Annotated in this window: 25 protein-coding genes; 16 read left to right on the top strand and 9 right to left on the bottom strand. The window is 45.3% G+C overall.

The annotated features are described in order from the left end of the window. From AACQ21_RS09865 to ylqF, 4 genes are all read right to left on the bottom strand, one after another. Nucleotides 1-1,218, bottom strand: a complete 1,218-nt coding sequence (locus tag AACQ21_RS09865; RefSeq protein WP_105976845.1) for an ABC transporter permease — start codon at nt 1,216-1,218, stop codon at nt 1-3. Further along, a complete protein-coding gene (locus AACQ21_RS09860) occupies nt 1,215-2,501 on the bottom strand; it encodes a TolC family protein (RefSeq protein WP_105976844.1) in 1,287 nt (428 codons plus the stop codon). Before AACQ21_RS09860 ends, AACQ21_RS09865 begins: the two co-directional genes overlap by 4 nt. Further along, entirely contained in the window at nt 2,491-3,636 is a 1,146-nt protein-coding gene (locus AACQ21_RS09855) for an efflux RND transporter periplasmic adaptor subunit (RefSeq protein WP_105976843.1), read from the bottom strand. Before AACQ21_RS09855 ends, AACQ21_RS09860 begins: the two co-directional genes overlap by 11 nt. Before the next feature lie 238 nt (nt 3,637-3,874). After that, nucleotides 3,875-4,819 carry a ribosome biogenesis GTPase YlqF gene (gene ylqF / locus AACQ21_RS09850; RefSeq protein WP_013868498.1) on the bottom strand — a complete coding sequence of 315 codons (945 nt, stop codon included), beginning with the start codon at nt 4,817-4,819 and terminating at the stop codon, nt 3,875-3,877. 508 nt (nt 4,820-5,327) lie between these two features. Between ylqF and AACQ21_RS09845 the strand changes: the two genes are divergently transcribed. Genes AACQ21_RS09845 through AACQ21_RS09835 form a run of 3 tightly spaced genes read left to right on the top strand, consistent with a single transcriptional unit; the run spans nt 5,328 to nt 8,826 of the window. Then, nucleotides 5,328-6,188: a DUF4123 domain-containing protein gene (locus tag AACQ21_RS09845; protein WP_105976842.1), complete on the top strand. Its 861-nt coding sequence runs from the start codon at nt 5,328-5,330 to the stop codon at nt 6,186-6,188. Between the two features lie 2 nt (nt 6,189-6,190). Further along, nucleotides 6,191-8,101: a lipase family protein gene (locus tag AACQ21_RS09840; RefSeq protein WP_105976841.1), complete on the top strand. Its 1,911-nt coding sequence runs from the start codon at nt 6,191-6,193 to the stop codon at nt 8,099-8,101. Beyond that, nucleotides 8,098-8,826 (top strand): hypothetical protein, encoded by a 729-nt coding sequence (locus AACQ21_RS09835; RefSeq protein WP_105976840.1) that lies wholly within the window; start codon nt 8,098-8,100, stop codon nt 8,824-8,826. The genes AACQ21_RS09840 and AACQ21_RS09835 overlap by 4 nt, the downstream gene beginning before the upstream one ends. Here the strand turns inward: AACQ21_RS09835 and AACQ21_RS09830 are convergent, their stop codons facing one another. Next, complete coding sequence (locus AACQ21_RS09830; protein ID WP_026027796.1) at nt 8,827-9,171, bottom strand: helix-turn-helix domain-containing protein; 345 nt, start codon at nt 9,169-9,171, stop codon at nt 8,827-8,829. Nucleotides 9,172-9,845: 674 nt separating this feature from the next. Between AACQ21_RS09830 and srlA (AACQ21_RS09825) the strand changes: the two genes are divergently transcribed. The 13 genes from srlA (AACQ21_RS09825) to secF all read left to right on the top strand — a co-directional run bounded on the left by srlA (AACQ21_RS09825) (nt 9,846) and on the right by secF (nt 20,467). Further along, nucleotides 9,846-10,394 carry a PTS glucitol/sorbitol transporter subunit IIC gene (gene srlA / locus AACQ21_RS09825; protein ID WP_038148604.1) on the top strand — a complete coding sequence of 183 codons (549 nt, stop codon included), beginning with the start codon at nt 9,846-9,848 and terminating at the stop codon, nt 10,392-10,394. 13 nt (nt 10,395-10,407) lie between these two features. Next, nucleotides 10,408-11,400, top strand: a complete 993-nt coding sequence (gene srlE / locus AACQ21_RS09820; RefSeq protein WP_019281637.1) for a PTS glucitol/sorbitol transporter subunit IIB — start codon at nt 10,408-10,410, stop codon at nt 11,398-11,400. A 10-nt stretch (nt 11,401-11,410) separates the two neighbouring features. Then, a complete protein-coding gene (locus tag AACQ21_RS09815; protein WP_094151745.1) occupies nt 11,411-11,773 on the top strand; it encodes a PTS glucitol/sorbitol transporter subunit IIA in 363 nt (120 codons plus the stop codon). A gap of 58 nt (nt 11,774-11,831) precedes the next feature. Next, nucleotides 11,832-12,611, top strand: coding sequence for a sorbitol-6-phosphate dehydrogenase (gene srlD / locus AACQ21_RS09810; protein ID WP_105976839.1), 780 nt, complete (start codon nt 11,832-11,834; stop codon nt 12,609-12,611). Between the two features lie 95 nt (nt 12,612-12,706). Then, complete coding sequence (locus AACQ21_RS09805; RefSeq protein ID WP_013868509.1) at nt 12,707-13,063, top strand: transcriptional regulator GutM; 357 nt, start codon at nt 12,707-12,709, stop codon at nt 13,061-13,063. 82 nt (nt 13,064-13,145) lie between these two features. Next, nucleotides 13,146-13,922: a glucitol operon DNA-binding transcriptional repressor SrlR gene (gene srlR, locus AACQ21_RS09800; protein WP_013868510.1), complete on the top strand. Its 777-nt coding sequence runs from the start codon at nt 13,146-13,148 to the stop codon at nt 13,920-13,922. A 192-nt stretch (nt 13,923-14,114) separates the two neighbouring features. Beyond that, nucleotides 14,115-14,678, top strand: a complete 564-nt coding sequence (gene srlA / locus AACQ21_RS09795) for a PTS glucitol/sorbitol transporter subunit IIC (protein ID WP_017045367.1) — start codon at nt 14,115-14,117, stop codon at nt 14,676-14,678. After that, nucleotides 14,675-15,646 carry a PTS glucitol/sorbitol transporter subunit IIB gene (gene srlE, locus AACQ21_RS09790; protein ID WP_017045368.1) on the top strand — a complete coding sequence of 324 codons (972 nt, stop codon included), beginning with the start codon at nt 14,675-14,677 and terminating at the stop codon, nt 15,644-15,646. The genes srlA (AACQ21_RS09795) and srlE (AACQ21_RS09790) overlap by 4 nt, the downstream gene beginning before the upstream one ends. Nucleotides 15,647-15,652: 6 nt before the next feature. Continuing rightward, a complete protein-coding gene (locus tag AACQ21_RS09785) occupies nt 15,653-16,009 on the top strand; it encodes a PTS glucitol/sorbitol transporter subunit IIA (protein ID WP_017046963.1) in 357 nt (118 codons plus the stop codon). A gap of 344 nt (nt 16,010-16,353) precedes the next feature. Further along, nucleotides 16,354-17,031: an SH3 domain-containing protein gene (locus tag AACQ21_RS09780; protein WP_258174208.1), complete on the top strand. Its 678-nt coding sequence runs from the start codon at nt 16,354-16,356 to the stop codon at nt 17,029-17,031. 91 nt (nt 17,032-17,122) lie between these two features. Beyond that, on the top strand, nt 17,123-17,626 hold the full coding sequence (locus tag AACQ21_RS09775; protein WP_088729439.1) for a hypothetical protein: 504 nt from the start codon (nt 17,123-17,125) through the stop codon (nt 17,624-17,626). Nucleotides 17,627-17,723: 97 nt separating this feature from the next. Beyond that, nucleotides 17,724-19,562: a protein translocase subunit SecD gene (gene secD / locus AACQ21_RS09770; protein ID WP_105976837.1), complete on the top strand. Its 1,839-nt coding sequence runs from the start codon at nt 17,724-17,726 to the stop codon at nt 19,560-19,562. A 2-nt stretch (nt 19,563-19,564) separates the two neighbouring features. Then, nucleotides 19,565-20,467, top strand: coding sequence for a protein translocase subunit SecF (gene secF, locus AACQ21_RS09765; protein WP_017042927.1), 903 nt, complete (start codon nt 19,565-19,567; stop codon nt 20,465-20,467). Nucleotides 20,468-20,569: 102 nt separating this feature from the next. On the opposite strand, the gene AACQ21_RS09760 is transcribed toward secF, so the two are convergent. The 4 genes from AACQ21_RS09760 to napA form a co-directional block, all read right to left on the bottom strand. After that, nucleotides 20,570-20,704 carry a TIGR02808 family protein gene (locus AACQ21_RS09760; protein ID WP_013868527.1) on the bottom strand — a complete coding sequence of 45 codons (135 nt, stop codon included), beginning with the start codon at nt 20,702-20,704 and terminating at the stop codon, nt 20,570-20,572. 12 nt (nt 20,705-20,716) lie between these two features. After that, nucleotides 20,717-21,295 (bottom strand): NapC/NirT family cytochrome c, encoded by a 579-nt coding sequence (locus AACQ21_RS09755; protein WP_013868528.1) that lies wholly within the window; start codon nt 21,293-21,295, stop codon nt 20,717-20,719. Nucleotides 21,296-21,327: 32 nt separating this feature from the next. Further along, nucleotides 21,328-21,783 (bottom strand): nitrate reductase cytochrome c-type subunit, encoded by a 456-nt coding sequence (locus AACQ21_RS09750; RefSeq protein ID WP_013868529.1) that lies wholly within the window; start codon nt 21,781-21,783, stop codon nt 21,328-21,330. A 73-nt stretch (nt 21,784-21,856) separates the two neighbouring features. Further along, the coding region (napA, locus tag AACQ21_RS09745; protein WP_105976836.1) for a periplasmic nitrate reductase subunit alpha at nt 21,857-24,017 on the bottom strand (2,161 nt) is incomplete at its 5' end.

The following is a 24,017-nucleotide window of genomic DNA, read 5'->3' as shown; positions in this document are numbered from 1 at the left end:
TTAAGCCCTCGCACTTAAGGCGATGACGGGGGTGAGATTGGCGGCACGCTTTGCTGGGAAATAAGCAGCCAGCAGTGCAAACAACGTGGTGACGAGCAGTGACCAGCCTAGAGCTGGCACAGTGATGACTGGTTCGCCGAGCCAATCAGGTAAGCCGATGTAATTCAGTAATAGCACCACCAGATAGGAGAGGAGCATTCCGAACACTGCACCTAATACCACTAGCAACCCACCTTCTAAAATAAACTGGCGCAAAATGATCTTCGGTGTTGCGCCAATGGCTAAACGCACACCAATTTCCCGCGTTCTTTCCGTGACAGAAAGGAACATGATATTGGCGACGCCCAAAGCGCCGACCGCAAGCGTCATCGCTCCACTTGCCCCTAAAAATAGTTGTATACCTCGAAACAAGGCATTGAAAAACTGAGCACCGCTGCTGAAGTCAGGTAGGTTTATGGCCTCAGTATCGCTCGGATCAAAATGTTTCTGTTTGGCGAAGAAAGAGAGGATGTTCATGCGCAATACCGCTGCTGATATGCCTTCTGCGGGTTGGACAAGGAAAAGCTCAGGTTCACTTTGCCAAAGATCATTAAAAGCGCTGCTTGGGAGCATCACTTGGTTGTTTTCATTGTTTATAGAAATGCCTCTTTCTTGCTGCTGAGTGATACCCACGACCGAGAAAGGGATCGTATTTACTTTGATCGTATCACCAATAGATAGCTGACCAACTTGTGCCAGTTGCCAACCAAGCACCGCAACTCGGGAATGGTTTTGCTGATCGCTGGCGTGAATGCCGCGTGACCCCGCGGTTAGTTGCAAGTTGCGCAATGCTAAAAATTGAGAGTCGATCCCGCTGACGTAACCGGGAAGCATTCGGCCTTTTACATTCGTCACTTTAGCATCCCATTTTCCGTAGATGACCGATAAGGCGCTGATGTTTGGGTGCCGTGCCAAAGCGCGCATTTCTGGTTCTGAAAGGGTAATCGCTCGTCTTGCTGCAAGCCCTTGCCAAGGTTTGGTGGTTTGGTTGGGGAAAGCCATTTGTGTGTCGTTCATTAACAGAGCGAAAGATTGTGTATTGACGCGATAAAATCCTTCACCCAAGGCGACTAGTACTAAAACCGAAACAATACCCCAAACAATAGCAATGACCGCGAGGGCACTGCGTAGCCGATGGGCAAGCAGTGTTTGCACGACTTGTTGTAGGCTTGAGATCATGAGTGCAGAGCCTGAGAGAGCGAAGCGATCACGTCATCATCTAACTGCCCAGCAGCTTGCAGCAGGCCAATCCGCTGCTTCCAATATTGGTACAATCGCCGTTGTAGACTGTTTTTACTGTTAAACAGAGCGTTATGGGCGTCAATCAAATCAGAAGCTTCAGTCATTCCTGACTCATAAACGGTTTGTTTACTTTTTAAAGCTTGCTCTCTTGAGCTGACTTGTAACTGAGCCATCTCCACTTGTCGCCAATCCAGATGGATTTGGTTAAAGCCACTTTGAATTTTGCGTTTAATCTCGATATCTACCTTGCGCAGTACTTGCTTGGCGCTTAAGACTTGCAGCGCAGCCTGATCGACCGTGGCGCGTGTGGAACCATTCAAATCCAACGGAATTTTTAAGCTTAAACCTGCACTGAGATCCCCATCTCGACCCTGATTATTGTCTTGGTAAGAAACACTGCCAGATAAGGTGGGATAATATTTGGCTTTGGCTGCATCTCGGCCAAATTCAGAAGCGGCGACTTCCTGCTGGGCAACCAATAACTCAGGGCTGTTATTCTGCGCAAGCTTTAACCATTCAGTTTCGCTGCTGACTTGCATTGGCGGTTCAATGAGGTCGGTCGTTTTAATTTGGTCAATGTGCTGTGGGTCTTGATTGATGAGCGCGATAAGGGCTGACTTTTTCTCTTCTAGAGCGGCTTGCGCACTGAGTATATCGGCTTGCTCATCGACGTGGTTAGCACGCATGTCTTCCAATGCCGTTGATCGAATTTTTCCTGCTTTATAGCGCTGCTCGGTAATCTTCAGCAGTTTTGCACCTTCTACGAACTTTTGCTCAGCAAGTTGTAGATCGCCTTGCGCACTGGCGAGATCGAGATAGGCATACAGTAATGTTGAAGCCAGCTCATTATGTGCGGTCTTCACTTTTAATTGTGATGCCACATAACTTGCTTGAGATTGGTCGAGTTGTGCCCAATTAGCGCTATCCCAAATGGTTTGGCTTAATGTGGCACCATAGCCTTTAGTGTTGTTGCCATTATCATCCCATGAAGTATCAGCGTTGACTTCAAAAGAAGGTAAAAGTGCACTTTTGGTACTTCGGACCTCTGTTTCACTGATTTGAGATTGGATCTGCGCTTGTGAATAAGTAGGGTCAAAAGCTTTTGCGGCTTGCCAAGCTTGTTCAATAGTGATGGCGTGAGCTGAAAAAGTCACCGCGCCACAGAACGTCATTAGCGCGGCTGCTAGCGCATTAGGTTGAAAGGGGCGCTTAGTGGCCATCTTTGCCTCCCAATAAACTGTTGTCGATGATCACATCGTCCGCTGATAAACCCGCAATCACTTCCACATTAATGCCATCGGACAAACCTAACGTCACCGCGCGCACTTGGTAACCTTGTTCTGACTGATCTGGGATTAAGACTTCAGGTTGTTCACCGCTAAATCGTAATGCGCGCTCTGGAATGGTGACAACGTTTTCCACGCTCTTTAACGTGATCTGTGCGGTAGCAGAAAAGCCCGAGCGAATCACCATATTGTCAGGAAAGCGAATCTGGTTAATCTCCACTTCAAACCCATTATCAAAGCTGGTCGTTTCAGTATCACCTGGGTTATTCAACTTATCAGATTGAACCGCAACTTTGCTTAATACGCCACTGATTTCCGCTTCTGGATACGGTGCTAACGTTAAGCTGACGGCCATCCCTGCGGCGAGTTGCGCCGCATCATGTTCACTGACACTGCCTTTGAAAATCATGTCATTCATATCGGCAATCGACATCATTTCAGTCGCCGCTTGGCTTGAGGCAGTGGAGATGATCGGCTCTCCTACTTCCACTTTTAAGTTTAAAATGGTGCCATCAATGGGGGCGACGAGTGTGGACGTGAGTTTCGAATCGCCAACCGATGCTTCACCGCTGCGGATCAGCTCAAGGTTCTGCCTTTTTTGTTGCACTTCGGCTTGTTTTGATTTCAGCTCTGATTTTGCTTGGATTAGCTCACCGTAGTTTTCCGGCACAATCTTTTGTTCAACTAACTGCTGCAAGTTTGCCAGCGTCTGTTTGGCGGAATCTAAGCTCGCCTCACTTTGCATTAATTCGGTCGTCGCGTCGGTTAACGCTTGTGGTGTTGGATTTGGACGCACTTTGATCAAAGGCGTGCCCAAGGTGACTTGCTCGCCGACCCGATGATAAATTTCGCCGACAATCCCCTCAATTTGCGATTTTATAGATACCGAGTGAGCTGGCACGATTTGGCCAACAGCGATTGCCTGTTTGGCAATATTTCCCTGTTCGACCGTCAGAGTGGGGAAAGCCGAGAGAGATTCATTGCTATTGGTAGTTAGGTAATAGCCCCCGCTGATTAAGGCGGCGCTAATTACCGCGATGGCCCAACGCTTTTTCATGAACAATTCCATATCAAGGAGAAAATAAACAATGGTGGTATGACTTGAGTGTCATCAGAAGGTTCCTTCATGCTATAGAAGTAGCGCATAAAAACCTGTATTGATTTGTCATGATAATGTCAGCTAGAAACAGCAAACAGCAAACAGCAAACAGCATGCAGTTGTCTGTTCTGATGAAAAGGGCGATCATTGACCGCCCTGATGGTAATAGTAGAAATGAGGTGTAGCGTAGAAGGGAGCCGAGAGGAATTTAGCGCTTATTACGCAAATAACGTTTACGACGCTCTACTTTTTTGGCTGCTTTTTCCTCGGCTTCTCTAGCCGCTCGTTCTTCCACTTCCACTAACTCTTTGGTGATCATTTCAGGGCGTTCAAGAGTAATTTGGCCGAGAATACCTTGGCGCAATTCATGCAGTAGGATCTCCGAAGCTTTGTGCAGATCAATACGGCCACCGGGGCGCAGAGCACCACGTTTGCGGCCAATTTCTTCCATCCATTCAACATCAGATTGAGGTAGCTCATCGATTTGATAACGCTCTTGCAAACGCTCAGGATAAGCTTGCGCTAAATACTCAACAGTATAAAAGGCTACATCCTCATATTCCATTGCAGTATCTTTTACCGCGCCAGTAGCAGCTAGGCGAAAACCACTGTGCGGGTTTTCCACTTTAGGCCATAAAATTCCCGGAGTATCGGACAGCACAATGCCATTTTGCAAATTGATACGTTGTTGGCGGCGAGTAACGGCGGGTTGGTTACCTGTTTGAGCCACCGCGCGACCGGCTAAGGTGTTGATGATGGTTGATTTACCGACGTTCGGGATGCCCATGATCATGGTGCGAATATTTTTTCCCACTTCTTCACGATGTGGTGCCAACTTACGGCAAAGCTCCATGATCTTATGCACTTCTTGAGGGTTAGACGTGGTTACCGCCATTGCTTTCACCCCTTGTTCTTTCTCAAAATGGTCGATCCACAATTGCGTCATTTCAGGGTCTGCTAGGTCACGTTTATTGAGTACCTTCACACACGGTTTATTACCACGCAAATGGGAGATAAGTGGATTCTCGCTGCTAAACGGGATACGAGCGTCCAACACTTCGATAATCACATCAACTTGCGGAATGACCTCTTCGATCTCCTTACGTGCTTTATGCATGTGTCCCGGAAACCATTGAATTGTGTTGTTAACCATTTGAAAACTGCCTTTTAATGTAAAAATTCTGCTGGTGGAGGAAGAGAGTTTTTATTGATGTTTATGAGAATCATCAACAAGGTTTACTGATAACCACCGCAGTTTTAGATGTGATGATGTTAACATTTAATTGGCGAGGCTGGAATCTAAGCTGTGCGGTGAACTTTACGTGTTCTGTCAATGATGAGATGGCTTAGGATTGACGACGCTCGTGCAGTTACATCTCTTGTCGGTGAGAGAGCACTGAACCGAGCAAAAATTCGGTCAGATCGTGCTTGGTTAAGCAAGTTTTTGCCCAGCGGAGCAATTTATTGCTCAAGTAGTCAAAAGCCAAAGTTAACCTATTGAAATATAATAATTTAACACTGGCATTGCTTTTGCTTAGTGAGGGGTTACATTATGCGATGCGATTCACGAAAAAGGACCAAACCATGCCAGCCGCTCTTCGAACCATTTCTTACCAAGCGTTATTAAACGCAGAGCAAGCCCATATGCCAGCCGTAAGATTATGCTCTACGCAGGGGAAACCGTCATGATCCTCTCTTGGTTTCAACAGCAGCAAAATCATCGCTATTGGTTAGTTGATCGCAAGCTTCACAAGCAGGCCTTACAGCAAAATGGGGGCTTTGGATTTGAAGAAGCCGTGCCTCTGTTTTATGGTGCAATGTTTACTGAGGTGATGCCACTCTCTCCATGGTTAATCCCTGTTTCTGAATCGATATTGTCGCTCCCTGAAGCGTTACTTGAACAGGGTATTGGGCTGTCAAGCCATGCCGTGGGTGATGAAGTTTTGCAGCATCTTCGCAGTTTATTAATTGCCGGATTAGAGGGCGAGGAAGTGATGTTTCGCTTTTACGATAGGTCGGTCATTATTTCTATGTTAGCGCGAATGGATCAATCAGAAGTGAACCAGTTTTTGGGCAATATCAATCAATTGGCTGCATTAGATAATGGAGACCAAGGCCACGATTGTGATCAAGGCCACTTAGTCACGTTTGACAACACCTCGCACGCGCCATTTAATGCTCAGCAAGGCTCTTGGTGGGTGATAAAAGCGCATCATCTTGATAAACAAGAGAACTTACCTTTGTTAAAAGCTAACCTTGAATCTTGGTTATGGCAGCATTTCCCCAAGGCAATGGACCAGCATCTTACGCAAGGGCGTGATATCGCTTCCATGCTCACACCGTTTCTCTCTGCTGCTGAGCAAACCTTAACGTATCGTGTGATGAGTGCGGCCATCGCGGCGATTATGGGCAACGAATACTTGGCTCAGCCTAGCATGATAGAACTGATCAAAGACAATCAAAATGAAGAGATTAAATACGCTCTGCATGCCTTAAGTCGCCAATTACAACATGAGGGATAATCATGGATTCATTTAACCATTGCGTGCAGTGCAACCCCGAGAAAAACTGGTTGGAACTGGAGTTCATGAGTGAAAACGATGAACCGATTGATGGCCTTGCCGTCACCATTACGAACAAAATTACCTCCAACACACACACGCAAACCACCAGCGCTGGTAAAGTATTATTTGCAAATATTGCCGCAGGTGAATGGCGCGCTTCCGTCAGCCAAGCCTCTTTGTTAAGCGAAGTCGAAAAGTACGCCAGCCGTAAAGAAGGGCAAGAGTCGCCAGTGAAAACCCGTGCATCGGCAGAGCTGGATGCTGCTGAGAAAAACCCGAAACGGTATCACAGCACTACCATAGGTGATTTTTGGGATGAAGCCCCTCAAGATGAGTTTTTGCAAGAGCATCATAAAGGGATAGATACCAATGCCTCTGCGCAAAAAGCAGGGTTCAGCCTTAGCCACAACCAAAGTTACGTTTTCGAAATCAAAGCACTGCGCAGTTATATGCCAGTGATTATTGATACCGATGAATTTAGTTTGGTGAATAGTTATACCTTTGCGTTGTTGTCCAAATTGGCTTATGCGACTGATAAAAAAAGTATTGATCTAAAATCAGAGGATGACAGTACTGGGAGTATCGAAACAGTTATAAATCAGTTCAAGTCTAGGCAGTTGCCGATACAGTCTGGTAATCAAAAAGTGAGATGGCTTGTCGAGGAAATACCTTACAGCAGAGCGTTGAATTTTAAATACTACGATAACCGCCAGAAACATGCCCAAGGTTATATCCTGTTCAATGAAGAAATAGCTATTGTTTCGGTTAGAGGTACTGAGCCGAGTTTTTACGATAAAGATAGTGTCATTGATCCAAATTCAAAATTCATCATTACTAAAGTGGCTAACGGCATTGACGCTGTACTTAATTCGCCAGGTATAAATGACCTTGTTAAAACAGACTTGGATGCAGCACAAATAGCGCCTAATGAATTTGGAGGGGCCTATGTCCATCAGGGGTTCTATCAATATTCGATGGCGTTATGGGAAAGCACACTACTAGCTGATGATATTTTAAAAAACCATGCTACTAAACGATTTTATCTTTGTGGGCATAGTTTAGGTGGTGCTGGGGCATTGCTGCTCAGTGCATTGATTAAAGATAGCTTCAATCCTTCAGTATTGCGTTTATATACATATGGAATGCCACGGACAGGAACGCGCAGTTTTGTTACTCGGTATCAGGATATTCTGCATTATCGTCATGTTAATAACCATGATGGAGTTGCTCAAATCCCCATGACATGGGCAAATACCGATATTACAGAAGGACTCGATAAATGGGATGTATTTAGTAGCGGTATAACGTTGATTAAGAAAATGCTCACCGATAACGACGATGATAATTATCTGCACCATGGTCATTTATCACAGCTACTGACTTATCAAAAACCAGATCAGATTCTACTAACGCCCAGACAAACACAAGTGACGATGTTAGACATGGCAAAATTAGCCACTAATGATTCTGTCTCGCTGGTAAATAATTTGTCCGAAGCATCGATTGCTGAGCACGGTATGGATCATTATGTACCTAACTTATGGCAACAGCTGCTTGCTTTAAGTAATGAAAGTTTAATGACGCATTATCAAAAAGCGATATCAGCTCTCGATCAAGAAATTGCTACTTTACAGCAAAATTATCTCACCGTTAAACAAACTTGGGCTCGTTCTATCGGAGATGGCACACCTGCTATGGGAATTGGACGTTTGATGAGCGAGATGAATTCTATAAATAAGTTAATAGAGAACCGTAATCAGATTAGAGGTGAACTAAAGCAGATAGTCTCTGATCCTCAGCGCTTACCTTTAGCAAAATTATTAATAGCGCAGCAAACATTACCTGATGAAATCAAGGAACAACTGCAATGAAATTATTGAATAGCCTCACAAGGAAAAAAAGAATATCAATTATTTTATTATTCATTGTATTAGTTTTCCTTGGTTATGATTACTCCCAAAGCACTCAGCCGAATATTTGGGGCGATGAACCTGATGAATCCTATATTAAGATTACAGGTAAAAAACCTAAGGATGCCAAAGTCGATGCTTGGGCAAGATGGGGGGCTAGTGGGGATGAGTGTAAAGCACGAACTTTCAGCTTTTCTAATGTGAAATGGTCAAAGGGGGCAAATGTAGATTTGCATGTTACACATGATTTTGCTACGGATCCTAGTCGATACGAGTTAAGAATTCCCTATCAGAAATATCATGATGCATTAAACTGTGATGTTATACTCGGAGATATTGTAGTTCAAGCGTATAACGGATATGGTTCTGCTGGTTTTGCTCAACTTCGGATTTCACCTGCCGGTAAAGAGTATTATAATCGACCAATTGATTTTAAATTCTCAATTGCAGCAAAAGATTGTGAGCCTTATTATTCTGAGAAATTCAACAGATGGACGAAAGGTTTCGGGTGTTATTATTATGTTGATGAAAAGATGAAAAGCCAAGACCAAGAATTCAACGCCTACGACGTCTACTACGATTTCTCGAAATTCAATAACGACACCGTGATTCATTACGATATTTTAGCCGGTGAGAATTACCGCTCTGAGCCGTTAGTGCAAGAACAAGCCGCTGTAGCGCAATAATTAGGCATAATGAATGTATTCAATGATCACTTGATTACCTTCTATAGAAACATGCTGGATATCACCATCAACACTTATTCGGTTTTTTAAACAGATCGCTTTTACCTCGCTGGTGGCGGTCTGTTTCAAACTCGGTAGTACCCTGTGCGGCTCAATATGTAGATGACGACAGAATTGACTGATAAACGTCATCGATAAAGAGCTATCCCCTCGTAAAAGATGTGAGAACTCAAGTTGAGTAAGGTTAAGTCGCTTAGCCATCTCCATCTGAGTCAAATGCATTTTAGCCTTTTGTGACATCCATACATTGTATAAGGCTTGGCGATCCTCTTCGCTAAACACCATAGTCCATCCTCTTTTTGTTATCACCTTTATTGGTGGTGTGCAGAGTGACAAAAACGAGTTGAGGTAGTGTCAATGAGAGGTTAAGGCCAGTTTAAATTTTTAATCAATTTCCCTACCAAAACTCTTTCTTGCTCTCGGATTCTTCCTGTTTGATATCGAGCCACCGTCTCAAAAAATGTAAAGCGTGATTCAGTAGCGCTTACAGCCTGCTTTATGGGTTTTTATACTGAAAGTAGGCTTGTGATATTTCTATTGTTTCTTTTGGTTTGAAAATTAGTGCGTGGCTCTGATTAAACTGCTTTAAGGATTGTCTGTAGTTATTTTAATCATGACACTGATGAGTCGTGGCGTTTTTACGGTCAGATAATACCTGTCGAATACGGCCTAATAAAAGCTTATCGTATTTAATGTCTATAAAATACAATAAGTTATGTTTTTCTTGGGTTTTGGGGTTATTGATTTTTAGTGTTTAAAGTCGCTCAGGAATGGGTGATGCCTCTTGGTTGTTAATTCGTGTTCATCCCTTGTTATTTCGTTGTTATTGTTTTCGTTGTGAAAATTATTTCGTGATCATCGTCATTAAAATGAAAGCCAATTCTTTTAATTTGAAATGTAAAGTGGAAGTATAAATACGTACTTTGACACTAAGCCAATAACAACAATGAGGTTTGATTATGGAATGGATAATTCACGGAGCGGAATGGTTTATCGGACTATTTCAAAAAGGAGGAGAGGTGTTTACGGGGATGGTAACCGGTATTTTACCTTTACTAATTGCACTGCTGGTGGCGATGAATGCGCTTATCCGATTGGTGGGTCAAGAACGAGTGGAGAAACTGGCACAGAGTAGTGCTGGCAATCCGATCTCTCGCTATTTGATATTGCCAGTTATCGGCACCTTCATTTTCTGTAACCCGATGACATTGAGTCTCGGTCGTTTTTTACCTGAACGTTATAAACCTTCCTATTACGCGGCGGCTTCATATAGCTGTCACTCGATGAATGGTTTGTTTCCGCACATTAACCCTGGTGAGTTGTTTGTCTATCTAGGTATTGCTAGTGGCCTGACAACGCTCGGTCTGCCGCTTGGACCTCTTGCGGTTAGCTATTTGTTGGTTGGTATGGTGACGAATTTCTTCCGTGGGTGGGTCACTGACTTCACTACAACTATGGTTGAACGTCAACAGGGTGTTCAGTTAGAGCGTCAGGTTCACGTAGGTTAATGGAGCAATAAAAATGACGAAAGTATTACGTATACAGAAAGGTAGTGGCGGTTGGGGTGGCCCATTGGAGTTGCCGATCGAAGCCGATAAAAAGGTGTTTTACATTACGGGTGGTACTCGCCCTGCGATTGTCGACCGTATTGTTGAGCTTACCGGTTATGAAGCGGTTGATGGTTTCAAAACTAGTGTGCCCGATGAAGACATTGGTGTTGCGGTCATCGACTGTGGTGGAACATTGCGCTGCGGTCTGTATCCCAAAAAACGGATACCGACAGTTAATATTCACGCTACGGGTAAAAGTGGACCATTGGCTGAATTCATCACTGAAGATATTTATGTATCGGGTGTGCGTGAGTGTGACATTCAACTAGTAGGTAGCGAGGGTGGATCAATGCAACCACCACTAAGAGATGAACTCTCTAACGAGAGTCTGGCGACAAACAAATACGATACGAGTAAAAAACTAACTCAGCAAAGTGACAGCTTGTTGGCTCGGATCGGCATTGGGATGGGTTCGGTGATGGCGACCTTCTACCAAGCTGGGCGTGAAGCCATTGATACCATTTTGAAGACGATTTTGCCGTTTATGGCATTCGTATCAATGCTGATTGGGGTGATCATTGCCTCTGGTTTGGGCGATGTGATCGCGCATGTATTGACGCCTTTGGCGCAAAATCCACTAGGGTTAGTAACGCTCGCGTTGATCTGCTCGTTCCCGTTGCTTTCTCCATTCCTTGGCCCCGGTGCGGTTATCGCTCAAGTTATTGGTGTATTAGTCGGCACCCAAATTGGTCTTGGCAATATACCACCACATCTCGCGTTGCCCGCTTTATTTGCCATCAATGCTCAAGCGGCTTGTGATTTCATCCCGGTTGGGTTGGGTATGGCAGAAGCTAAGCCGAGAACCGTTGAAATAGGTGTTCCTTCGGTACTGTATTCACGCTTCCTTACTGGCGCACCTACCGTTCTACTGGCTTGGTTTGTGTCTCTATTTATCTATCAATAGGAGGTGAGCAATGTCGCCACTATATCAAGTCAAGATCGAGAGCATTGGTGAGTTTGCCAATAGTGCGTTGGAAGACGATATGATGATCATCTTCAGTAATATTGCCCCAAAAGATGCGGCAGAGTATTGCTTCATCCACACGCATGACGCACTCAAGGGGAATATCAAACCCGGTGGTGTGATGCAATTGGGAAGGTATCAGTATCCGATTACAGCGGTTGGTGAGGTGGTCAATCAAAACCTTGCAGAACTTGGGCACATTACCATACGGTTTGATGCCTTAGTTGAAGCTGAATATCCGGGTTGTCTTCATGTCAATGGTGAACGACCTCAGCAAGTGCGCTGCGGTGATGAAATTGTCTTTTTAAATTAATAGTCAGTATGGGTGCTCTATGCCTACGATGGGGCACCCTCTAAGTAAGGTGTAAGTTATGAGTAAAGTTGCGTTAGTGGTTGGTGGTGGTCAGACTCTAGGTGAATTTCTGTGCTTAGGTTTGGCTAATGAAGGTTACCGAGTTGCGGTCGCCGATTTAAATGGTTGCAGTGCTGAAAAGGTGGCTAATAGAATTAATCAAGAATACGGCCAGGCTACAGCACAGGGTGTGGAGGTAGATGCCACCAAAGAGCAAAGTGTAGTGAATATGGTTAGGCAAATAGATGAATTTTTTGGACGGATTGATCTGCTGGTTTACAGCGCTGGCGTAGCTCAGGCTGGCAAGATTGACGGTTTTCCACTGACTGCTTGGCAGCTATCGATTGACGTAAACCTAACGGGGTATTTCCTCTGTGCACGAGAAGTATCAAAAGTAATGATTCGTGAACAACGTGGTGGGCGCATTATTCAGATCAACTCAAAGTCGGGTAAAGTGGGTTCAAAGCATAACAGTGGTTACTCAGCGGCCAAATTTGGTGGGGTTGGCCTGACTCAGTCACTTGCGTTAGATTTAGCGGAACACAAAATCACGGTGCATTCTTTGATGTTGGGTAACTTGTTGAAAAGCCCTATGTTCCAATCACTGCTACCTCAGTATGCGAAAAAATTGGGTGTACCGGAATCAGAGGTTGAACAGATTTATATCGATAAAGTACCACTTAAGGCAGGATGTGAATATCAGGATGTTCTTAATGTACTGAAGTTTTACGCCAGCGATGAAGCCGCCTATTGTACTGGTCAATCGATCAATATCACGGGTGGTCAGGTAATGTTCTAATCCATCCCCCATGGATTAAGCCCTATGCTCCTAGAATAAGGGCAGCTTATATTGGGCAGGCGTTATGCTTGCCCCTTTTTGACAAGAGGTATGAGATGGACTCAACAACTGTACTTATTTATTTTGCTGCAGGAGCTTGGATGATACAGATCGTCTTAGGTTATTTGCAGATTCGATCTTTTAATCGGATGCTTCAATCTATGACTCATAAAGGGAAAGTCAAGATAGGCCGCACCCAAAGCCGATGGAAACCGCGTACCGTACTGGTGTTGGTTGAAGATGAAGATCAGCATGTTGTAGATGCCCAAGTGATGAAGGGTATTTCTGTATTTGCTAGACCAAAGACACTAGATCAACTCATTGGTCAATCACTACCTATCCCTGAATCACTCATATTTCAACTGGATTCTAATGTTCAAGAAGCGTTAAACGTCGCAATTTCTAGGCAGTAATGAAAGAATGTTCCCCCTTTTCCTTTTAAGTTGAAAGGGAACTATTGTAAACTGCTATCAGTTTAATAATGAAGTTGATGCTATGAATTTAGATAACAGAAGAGCGCAGTTGCTGGATTATCTGCGTGTTAATGGGAAAACGTCAGTGAATGATCTGGCCGATACCTTTGAAACATCAGGAGCTACAATACGCAGTGATTTACGTTCGTTAGAGGAAGAAGGGCTTGTTATTCGCCGTTACGGAGCAGCTGAAGCTTGTATCGCTAATAGTGTCATTTTGGAAGACCGTTCGATGGATGAAAAGCAGACGGTGAACCTTGAACGTAAATGCTTAATCGCTAAAGCCGCTTCACAACTGGTCAAGGATGGGGATTCGATCATTCTGGACTGTGGCAGTACCACACTGCAGATGGTGCCGCATTTTGAACAGGTGATGTCACTGACATTGATGACGAACAGTATTCACATCGTAAACGCAGTAGCGAATTTGGATGCGGAACATACTGTATTGGTTCCGGGCGGAACGTATCGCCGAAAATCAGCGTCTTTCCATGGCACGCTGGCAGAGCAAGCATTTAAACAGTTTTCTTTCGATAAACTCTTTATTGGTGCTGATGGTTTTGACCTCGCGCAGGGAACAACAACCTACAACGAAGCGTATCAAGTCAGCCAGGCGATGTGCCAAGCAGCCAATCAGATCATTGTCGTGACCGATTCAAGTAAGTTTGGCCGTCGTAGTCCTAACGTGGTGGTTCCGCTAGATAAAATCGATATAGTTGTCACAGATAACCTTATCGCAGCAGAGGATCGGACGTATTTGGAAGAGAAAGGTATCCAAGTGATCACCGTTGGCTCCTAAGTCACTCCATAAACCCCATTTATGAAAGGAGGCCAGTTGGCTTTCTTTTTATTTTGTCGCCGATTTCAATTTTTTACTTTTAAAATAAAAGTTATCGGTGATTGAATTCACGCTTTTCTCTTTTGCCTCTTTTTCAATATATCAATAACGGAAACACTCCAACTATCCCCACATAATTTAAGAGCCGAAGGTATGGATTGGATAATCGAGGGAGCGGAATGGTTTATTGGTCTGTTTGAGAAAGGCGGTGAAGTGTTTAGCGAAATGGTGGCACAAGTACTCCCAGTGCTGATCTGTTTATTAGTTGCCATGAATGCGCTGATCCGTTTTATTGGCCAACAGCGCATAGAAGTGTTAGCTCAGAAAAGTGCGTCTAATCCTATATCTCGCTATTTGCTCTTGCCGACAGTAGGAACCTTTGTTTTTTGTAATCCCATGGTGCTCAGCCTAGGGCGTTTCTTACCTGAAAAGTACAAACCTTCTTATTATGCCTCTGCCTCCTACAGTTGCCACACCATGAATGGTATGTTCCCTCATGTAAATCCTAGTGAATTGTTTATTTATCTAGGCATTGCCGCTGGGATCACTCAACAGGGCTTATCGCTCGGTCCTCTCGCTATTTCCTATTTGCTGGTTGGCTTAGTGACCAACTTTTTACGCGGTTGGGTAACCGATATGACGACTATGTTTGTGGCTAGACAACAAGGTGTAGTATTCAGTGATAAAGTCGATCTTAACGTGGTTGAGGAAAAATGATGACGGTATTGAAAGTAAACCGAGGGCAGGGTGGATGGGGTGGCCCGCTATTCATTCCGGTTGAGGTTGACAAGAAGATCATCTACATCACAGCAGGGACTCGTCCCCATTTTATTGATGAGATGGTGGCGTTGACGGGCATGCAAGCGGTTAACGGCTTTGAACATTTTGTTCCCGATGAACGAGTCGCTTGTGTAGTGATTGACTGTGGTGGCACATTGCGTTGTGGGCTTTATCCCAAAAAAGGTATTCCGACATTAAATATCCATGCTACAGGCCAAAGTGGCCCTTTGGCACAATATATTCAGGAAGATATTTATGCATCTGGCATACGCAGTGGTTGTTTTTCCTTGGTAGATGATCACAAAACTACGTTTTGTGAGCCAATCCTATCTCAGCCCCAATCCATTGACACGACGAAGAAGCTTAGCCAACAAACAGATAGCTTACTGGCTAAAGTGGGGATCGGTATGGGCTCGGTGATGGCGACCTTTAATCAGGCTGGGCGTGAAACCATTGATACCGTACTTAAAACCATTCTGCCTTTTATGGCGTTTGTTTCAATGTTGATTGGGGTTATTCTCGCGTCTGGGTTAGGTGATTTAATTGCTCATACTTTGGAGCCATTAGCAGGGAACCCGATCGGTTTACTGACGATTGCCTTGATCTGTTCATTTCCGTTTCTGTCACCCTTTCTTGGACCAGGTGCGGTGATTGCGCAAGTGATCGGTGTACTTATCGGGACTCAGATCGGTATGGGAAATATCCCACCGCACTTAGCATTACCCGCTTTGTTTGCCATAAATGCTCAAGCTGCTTGTGATTTCATCCCTGTAGGGCTTGGCCTTGCAGACGCTAAGCCCGAAACGGTACAGGTCGGTGTGCCTTCGGTACTTTACTCTCGTTTTCTTACAGGTGCGCCAACGGTGCTGATTGCTTGGCTTATCTCATTCTTCATTTATCAGTGAGGGCATATGCTTCAGTATCAAACGACGATTTTGTCCGCTGGCGATTATGCTAAAGACTCACTGCATGATGATATGGTGATTTTATTCGGCCCGAGCGCCCCTGATGCGGTGAAGGAATATTGCTTCATACACTCTGGATCTTCGTTGTATGGATTGATTGACCACAACACCACTTTATTAATTGGGGATCTCGGTTTTGTTGTGACGGCAGTCGGCAGTGTGGCGAACCAAAATCTTGCGGAGCTTGGGCATGTAACACTTAAGTTTGACGGTCAGCGAACCCCAGAATTGCCGGGTACCATCCATTTACTCGGTCCTAAATTAGAAGTGCTTCAACATGGTGATGTGTTGATGTTTGGTTAAAGTGGTGGAATGTGGCTTGATTGTGATTAGGCATATCTAAGAAAAAAGGCTCCTGTTTTAAAAGGAGCCAAATAGCTGGTAAGCGCTGTCGTATCGGTACGATTCATGAACTTGATAATGATATGGTTCATGATGATAGTGGGAGCTTCACCCAATAAAAGGGACTGATTTTGCAGAAGATTGACGCATAGCATCAAGTTCAGGATTAGGCTGTCGTTAGTATCGCTATGGGTTCGAATAGTGAGTAAAAATGACATGCGGAGATTTCAACTATAATTAACGAACAATTAAAGCGTGCCGCGCCGAATAAGGTCGCGCACAACAAGAAAGGAATGGGCAGCAAGATGAAAAAAATGCTGATGTTTCTATTATTGCTGCTTGGGCTGGCGGGCTCGGGGGCTGGCTATTACTTTCTTTATTATCTTCCCGAGCAAGAAGCACTGCAGGCCGATTCGTCGAGTTCGAACGATGAAGAACAAGTGCCAACTACTGAGACGGCACCTAAAACGGCCTTGCCACCAAAACCGCTCGTTAATGATTTATATGTCGATTTAGCAAGGCTCGGAGTAAGAGAAAAGCCCGATGCACAAGCATTTGTTGAGCGGGTTCTATACCGTGGTGATAAGGTTAAAATCTTGGAGCGCAAAGCAGGTTTTGGCCGCATTACCGATTATTTTGTCTATGAGGAAAACGGGCCTGAAGTCGCGGAGTGGATACCTCTGGATGGTCTAGTGGAACAAGCCCCGCTGATCACAGCAGAGGAGCGCCGTAAAACGATCACGCAGTACATTGCGAATTCGGATGATTTTAAACTCTATGAAACGGCTTTTGTGCAGAAAACCGATGAGTTGCTGAAAAATGAAACCTGCGTACCAGAAGATTTTGAAGAGCTTGGTGGCTGGGTTAAGTCACTCAAATATCAAGAACGTGAGGTTTATTTTGTGTATTGTGGTGGCCGCAAGTTAGCCAACAAAATTTACTTTGATATACAAAGCAAAGAAATATTTTACGCTTCTCATTAGCTAAAGTGATAAGAGCATTTAGATCTTTTTACTTGAGGCTTATGGTTGTCAGGAATATGATGCCTGCTTGAGTTGAGAGGAATGATTTTTCATGCATTGGCACTTTATTAAATATGTCTGGTTTACGCTTCTCGCGGTGGTTCTGCCTTCGCAAGCGTTCGGCTATTTAATTGAAAGTGAAACGCACAGTCACGCTGAACCTAAAGTCATCCCACAATATGGTGAAAAAACCTCGCTCACGGCCATTGTTCATCAGCAAACATTGCCTCAAGCTATTGCTATTCAACAACCTATCTCTGATCAACAAGATAAACAAACGGCTCCACCCGTATCAAAATCGCTTCACTCAGACACTTCTGCTGCAATCGTTACCGCATCTCGTTGGGGGGTAACTTCCCGAGTCGTTGAATACGATGGCCCCACTTTTGTCGATAACACGCCCAATTACGACGTCACCGTCGCTCCCTTTAGGCTTTATCTTTTTCCTGTCGCTGAGTTGGCGGCATGGCAAGCTCGCCCCTATAGTTCTAACCACAGAATTTCTGGTTGGAAAGAAACGAATGCCATGTATGTGGCGTTAAATAGCCAGTACTGATCCCTCTTACTTTATATCAAGTGACAAAGTCACTCGCTTGTTCATTTAACTTGTTCATTTAAAGTAATAACAACTCAGCTTTGCTGAGAGGATTGGTATGAAAAAAACACAAAATAAAAAGGCGTCAGCACGTCTTATTAATCACTATTCTGCGTGGAAGTATATCGTATTGGCCGCCACTTTGGTTGTGCTTGCCTTGAGCGCTATACCCACCTGGTACGGCGAACAGCCGTCGATTCAACTGCAAGTCTCCGCTAAAAATGAGACGCTTAATTCAGTCGTGGAATTAACTCATCTACTCGAAAAAAACGATATTGCGGTACAAAACATACAGCAGCAAGGTGGGAAAACGACCTTAGTCTTTGCTGATGAAGTTCAGCAAACGCACGCCAGAGAATTACTCGATGGTATGATTGAAAAAGAAGACAGTATTACGTTCTCTTACGTTTCGGTTGCACCAACATGGTTGACAAATTTAGGTTTTAACCCGATTAAACTAGGATTGGACCTGCGTGGTGGTGTGCAATTTTTGCTGAACGTTGACGTGGATAAAGCGTTCCAAGAGCAACGTGACAGCATGATCGATACCGTGAAAGATAAGCTGCGTGACGAACGTCTTCGCAGCGTGAAAGTTAGCTCTGAAGGTATTGATGGCTTCAAAGTAATGAGCAATTCAGCGGAAGATCTCAATAAAATCAATGCATTTCTTAAAGAGACTTATTCAGGGTGGGATATCCAACGCTCTTCTGATCAACTGCTGATCAAGCCTTCAAAACAGAATCGAGTCGATTTCCAATCAACGACGCTGCAACAGAACCTCAAGATTATGCGTGATCGCATTGAAGAGCTAGGCATCACTGAAGCCATGGTTCAGCGCCAAGGTGAACACAGCATTCGTATCGAATTACCGGGCGTGCAAGACCCATCACAAGCGAAAAACGTGATTGGTGCGACGGCGAGCCTGGCTTTTTATGAGGCGAAATCACTCAGCGAAGCGTTTACGTCGCAAGACATTGTGCTAAAAGATGAAAATGGCCGCAATGTTGTACTTACTAAACGCCCTGTATTAACCGGCGATCACATTGTTAATGCGCGCGCAGGTATTGACCAAGTGGGAATGTCTGAGGTCAACATCTCGCTTGACCACGCTGGTGGCAAAATCATGAGTGATTTTTCATCCAAGCATATCGGTAAACCGATGGCGACCGTGTACCGTGAATACACCACCAATGCCCGTGGCGAAACAGAGCGTAGCGAAAAAGTGATCAGTGTTGCGACCATTCAATCGCAGCTGGGTAGCCAATTTAGAATCACTGGTGCAGGTTCGATGGAAGAAGCACAGCAGCTGGCTTTATTGCTGCGCGCTGGTTCATTAACCGCGCCTGTGACTATCGTAGAGGAGCGTACCATCGGCGCTTCATTGGGCGCAGAAAACATTCAAAATGGTTTTGCCGCATTAGCCTTAGGTATGGCATTAACGCTGACTTTTATGGCGCTTTGGTATCGCCGTTTAGGTTGGGTGGCGAACGCGGCGTTGCTGTTTAACATGGTGTGTCTCATTGGCCTGATTGCCTTATTGCCGGGTGCTGTGCTGACCTTGCCGGGGATTGCAGGCCTAGTTTTGACTGTTGGCATGGCCGTCGATACCAACGTGCTGATTTTTGAACGTATCAAAGACAAAATCGCGGAAGGTCGCAGCTTTGCGCAAGCGATTGATACAGGTTTTAGCAGCGCTTTTAGCACCATTCTTGACGCCAACGTCACCACTATGATCACTGCCGTGATTCTGTATTCGATCGGTAATGGTCCAATCCAAGGCTTTGCCCTGACCTTAGGGCTCGGCATTATGACCAGTATGTTCAGCGGTGTGTTTGCTTCGCGTGCGGTTATCAATCTCATTTGGGGACGAGATGCTCGTCGTGATGTAAGGGTATAAACATGATTGATTATTTGAAAAGCCATATTCGTCCAATTCGTTACATCACGAGCGTACTCTCTGTGACATTGATGCTGATCTCGTTAGTGGCGTTTGGTGTGAAAGGCCTCAACATGGGTTTGGATTTTACTGGTGGGATGGTCACCGAAGTCACGGTCGATAAAACCCTCACCAACAAAGAGTTACTGCAAGCGTTGAAACCTACATTAGGGGATTCAACGATGCTCACCAAAGCAGGTGAAGAAGGACGTTGGGTTATCCGCTACGCTCTTCCTGAAAGCGATCAAGAGACCCCTAACATTCCAACTTTGCTCAGCGACGTCTCTGAACATGTGACGGTGGTGAGCAACAGTATGGTCGGCTCGCAAGTGGGGCAAGATCTGGTGGAGCAAGGTAGTTTAGCGTTGATGATCTGCTTACTGTGTATCTTAGGTTACTTGTGTTTCCGCTTTGAATGGCGTTTAGCGAGCGGCTCGTTGTTGGCCTTGCTGCATGACGTTATTTTAGTGCTCGGTTTCTTTGCTCTGACACAGATGGAGTTCAACCTAACCGTGTTTGCGGCGGTACTGGCGGTATTAGGTTATTCATTGAACGACTCTATTATCATTGCCGACCGCATTCGTGAATTGCTTGTGGCTAAGCAAAGCACGCCAACCAAAGAGATTACCGACCAAGCCGTGATTGCGACTTTCTCACGCACTATGGTGACTTCGGGTACGACATTACTCACCGTTTCCGCATTGTGGTTAATGGGCGGAGAGCCGCTTGAAGGGTTTGCCATTGCAATGTTCATCGGTATTATTTCTGGAACTTGGTCTTCAATCTCAATCGGGACTGTGTTACCAGAGTGGTTGAAACTTGAACCTAAACATTACTTGCCCGTAGTGGTGGATTCCGCGCCTTAGTATTTCTGCGCATGTCATTTAAAGTGAAGTAAAAAAAATCCGCCTTATGCACAGGCGGATTTTCATTGGTAGTTGACTATAAATTACGGTAGGAAGTGTAATTTATAGTTCTTTATCTTTACTCAGTGACAGCAACCAAAGTGAAACGGCGGCAACCACCGCAAAGCCGCCGAAGATAATAACAGGCATCGCGCTGTAACCAAGAATATGCCAAATCACCGATTCTAATGTACTCATGGGTTAATTCTCCTATTGCCAGCCTTCAACGCCTTGCATGTCTGGCAGTTTATGTGCAATACCTTTATGGCAATCGACACAGGTTTTTTCACCACTAGCAAGGGCGGTAGAGTGCTGTTTGGCACTGCGTGGACCTTGCTCTGAAAAATCCATGTATTCGAACTCATGGCAGTTGCGGCACTCTAATGAGTCATTATTTTTCAATCGTGACCACTCACGCTCCGCGAGATGTGCTCGACGTGCTTGAAACTTTTCGGGTGTGCTAATGGTGCCTAATACCACATGAGCAAACAACTCTTTGGAGGCTTGCACTTTGCGGATAATCTTGTCTGTCCACTCATGAGGAACATGGCAGTCAGAGCAGATAGCACGTACTCCGGAACGGTTAGAATAGTGAATCGTCTCTTGGATCTCAGCCACAATCGGTGCATGACAGCCTGAGCAGAATTCTTCTGAGTTTGTTGCTTCCATACCGGTGTTAAATGCGCCCCAAAATAGCAGACCACCTGCAAACCCCATGAACAATACGATGCCAACGGCCGCTTTACTTGGGCTTGTGAGCCTTTTCCAAAACGCTTTTAATAATTTCATAAATAGCCTCTTAAGTTATTATCTGGCTACGATTAGCGAAGTGAATCAACGGATTTGAACTCATTTTCCACCAAAGGCTTCGCAATGGCTTGCGGTACATGGCACTGTAAACAGAAGTAACGGCGCGGTGAGACGTCAGCTAGCACCGCATCTTCACGGTTAACATAGTGGGTCACGCTGATTTTGGTTGCGCCCATCTCTTTGGCATTTTTCCAACTGTGACAAGCAAGGCACTTATTGGCGTTTAGCGACACTTCGTAGCCACGAATGTTATGCGGGATCAAAGGTGGCTGATAGACGTATTCGCTTTCAAGCGCTTGATCTCTTGGGTACTTCTTAAAGTCGTCTGCAGGACGAGTCTCTTCAAGTTGCGTTGCGCCACGCAGCGATTCCAGCCCGCCGTTGCCGCCGGGGTTATTCAGTTCCGCCTGTACGGTTTGGCCAAATAAAGCCCCAAAAGATAAAAGGGCGATCAGTAGTTTTTTCATCTTAAATTCTCCGCCTAATGGCTCATTCTGAGATCGGCTCCCCACAGGGCAGCCGATGCATTCATTAACTGGCTTACGCTACTTTAGTGATTTTTACCGGACATTTTTTGAAGTCTGTCTGCTTCGACAGTGGGTCCGTGGCATCTAAAATCAGCTTGTTAATCAAAATGCGAGCATCAAAGAATGGGATAAAGACCAAACCATGCGGTGGACGATTTCGGCCGCGCGTTTCCACACGAACACGAACTTCGCCGCGTTTGTTGGAAATCAATACTTCATCACCACGTCGTAACCCACGCGCTTTGGCGTCATCTGGGTGGATGTAACAGAGCGCATCGGGTACGGCTTTATAAAGTTCAGGCACGCGCCGCGTCATAGTGCCGGTGTGCCAGTGTTCTAACACGCGGCCTGTACACAGCCACATATCAAATTCGGCATCAGGTGATTCCGGCGGAGCTTCATAAGGAGCGGAGATGATCCACGCTTTACCATCCGGTTTGCCGTAGAAATCCCAATCAGATCCTTTTTTCGCATAAGGGTCAGAGCCTTCTTTAAAGCGCCATAACGTTTCTTTGCCATCCACAACTGGCCAACGTAAGCCGCGAACGTTATGGTAGGTATCATAAGGAGCTAAGTCGTGGCCGTGACCGCGTCCGAAGCTGGCGTACTCTTCAAATAACCCTTTTTGTACATAGAAACCGAAGTGATGTGCGTCATCGTTCAGTTCACGCGCTTCTTCAAGCGGGAATTGGTCAACCTGTCCATTTTTGAACAGCACATCAAACAGGGTTTTACCGCGATATTGTGGCGCTTTGGCGAGTAATTCTTCAGGCCACACTTCTTCCATTTTGAAGCGTTTAGAGAACTCCATCACTTGCCATGAGTCTGATTTTGCTTCGCCCACAGTACCAACTTGTTGATACCAAGCTTGAGTGCGGCGTTCAGCATTGCCGTAAGCGCCTTCTTTTTCCACCCACATTGCGGTAGGGAGCACTAAGTCGGCCGCTTGCGCTGTGGCTGTTGGATACGGGTCAGACACGACGATAAAGTTTTCTGGGTTGCGGTAACCCGGTAAACGTTCTTCGTTAATATTCGGGCCTGCTTGCATGTTGTTATTACACTGCACCCAATAAGCGTTGAGTTTGCCATCTTTGAGCATTCGGTCTTGCTGTACGGCGTGAAAGCCCGGTTTTTCAGGAATGGTGCCTTGCGGAAGCTTCCATGTTTTTTCAGCAATCGCGCGATGTTTGGGGTTTGCCACCACCATGTCAGCAGGCAAGCGGTGAGAAAAGGTTCCGACTTCACGTGCTGTGCCGCAAGCGGATGGTTGGCCTGTTAATGAAAATGGACTGTTGCCAGGTGTGGCAATTTTGCCCGTCAGTAAGTGCAGGTTGTAGACCAAGCTTTGCATCCAAACACCGCGAGTGTGTTGGTTCATGCCCATAGTCCACAGTGACATCACTTTGGTGTTAGGGTCAGCGTACTGTTTTGCAAGCGCGATCAGTTTATCTTCGGCAACGCCTGACATTTGCGCGGCTTTTTCAACCGTATAAGGTGCAACAGAGGCTTTATAAGCTTCAAAGTCAATCGCAGTAACATCACCGGAGTTGGCATTTTTCGCTTTAACTTGCAGTGGGTGCTCGTCACGCAGGCCGTAACCAATATCTGTTGTCGCTTGTTTGAAATGAGTGTGTTTGTTGACGAAATCCCAGTTCACCGCATCGTTTTGAATAATGTAGTTGGCGATGAAGTTGGCGATGGCAAGGTCACTTTGTGGGTGGAAAATGTAACCGTGGTCGGCCAGTTCAAACGAACGATGATAATAAGTCGAAAGGACATTCACTTTAACGTGTGGGTGACTTAAACGGCGATCGGTAATACGAGTCCAAAGAACCGGGTGCATTTCGGCCATGTTTGAACCCCAAAGCACAAAGGCGTCAGCGTGTTCAAAATCATCATAGCAGCCCATCGGTTCATCAATACCAAAGGTGCGCATAAATCCAACAACGGCTGAAGCCATGCAGTGGCGAGCGTTCGGATCAATGTTATTAGAGCGAAAGCCCGCTTTCATTAGTTTAACGGCGGCGTAACCTTCCATCACAGTCCATTGACCTGAACCGAACATGCCAACACTGGTTGGGCCTTTAGCTTTTAGTGCTTGTTTCCACTTTTCAGCCATCACATCGAAAGCCTGATCCCACGACACTGGCGTGAACTCTCCATCCTTATGGTAT

Source organism: Vibrio sp. V01_P9A10T6, from assembly GCF_963877065.1.
GTDB lineage: Bacteria > Pseudomonadota > Gammaproteobacteria > Enterobacterales > Vibrionaceae > Vibrio > Vibrio anguillarum.
The sequence above is the reverse complement of the archived record's forward strand: the minus strand, read 5'-3'. Positions and strand labels throughout refer to the sequence as shown.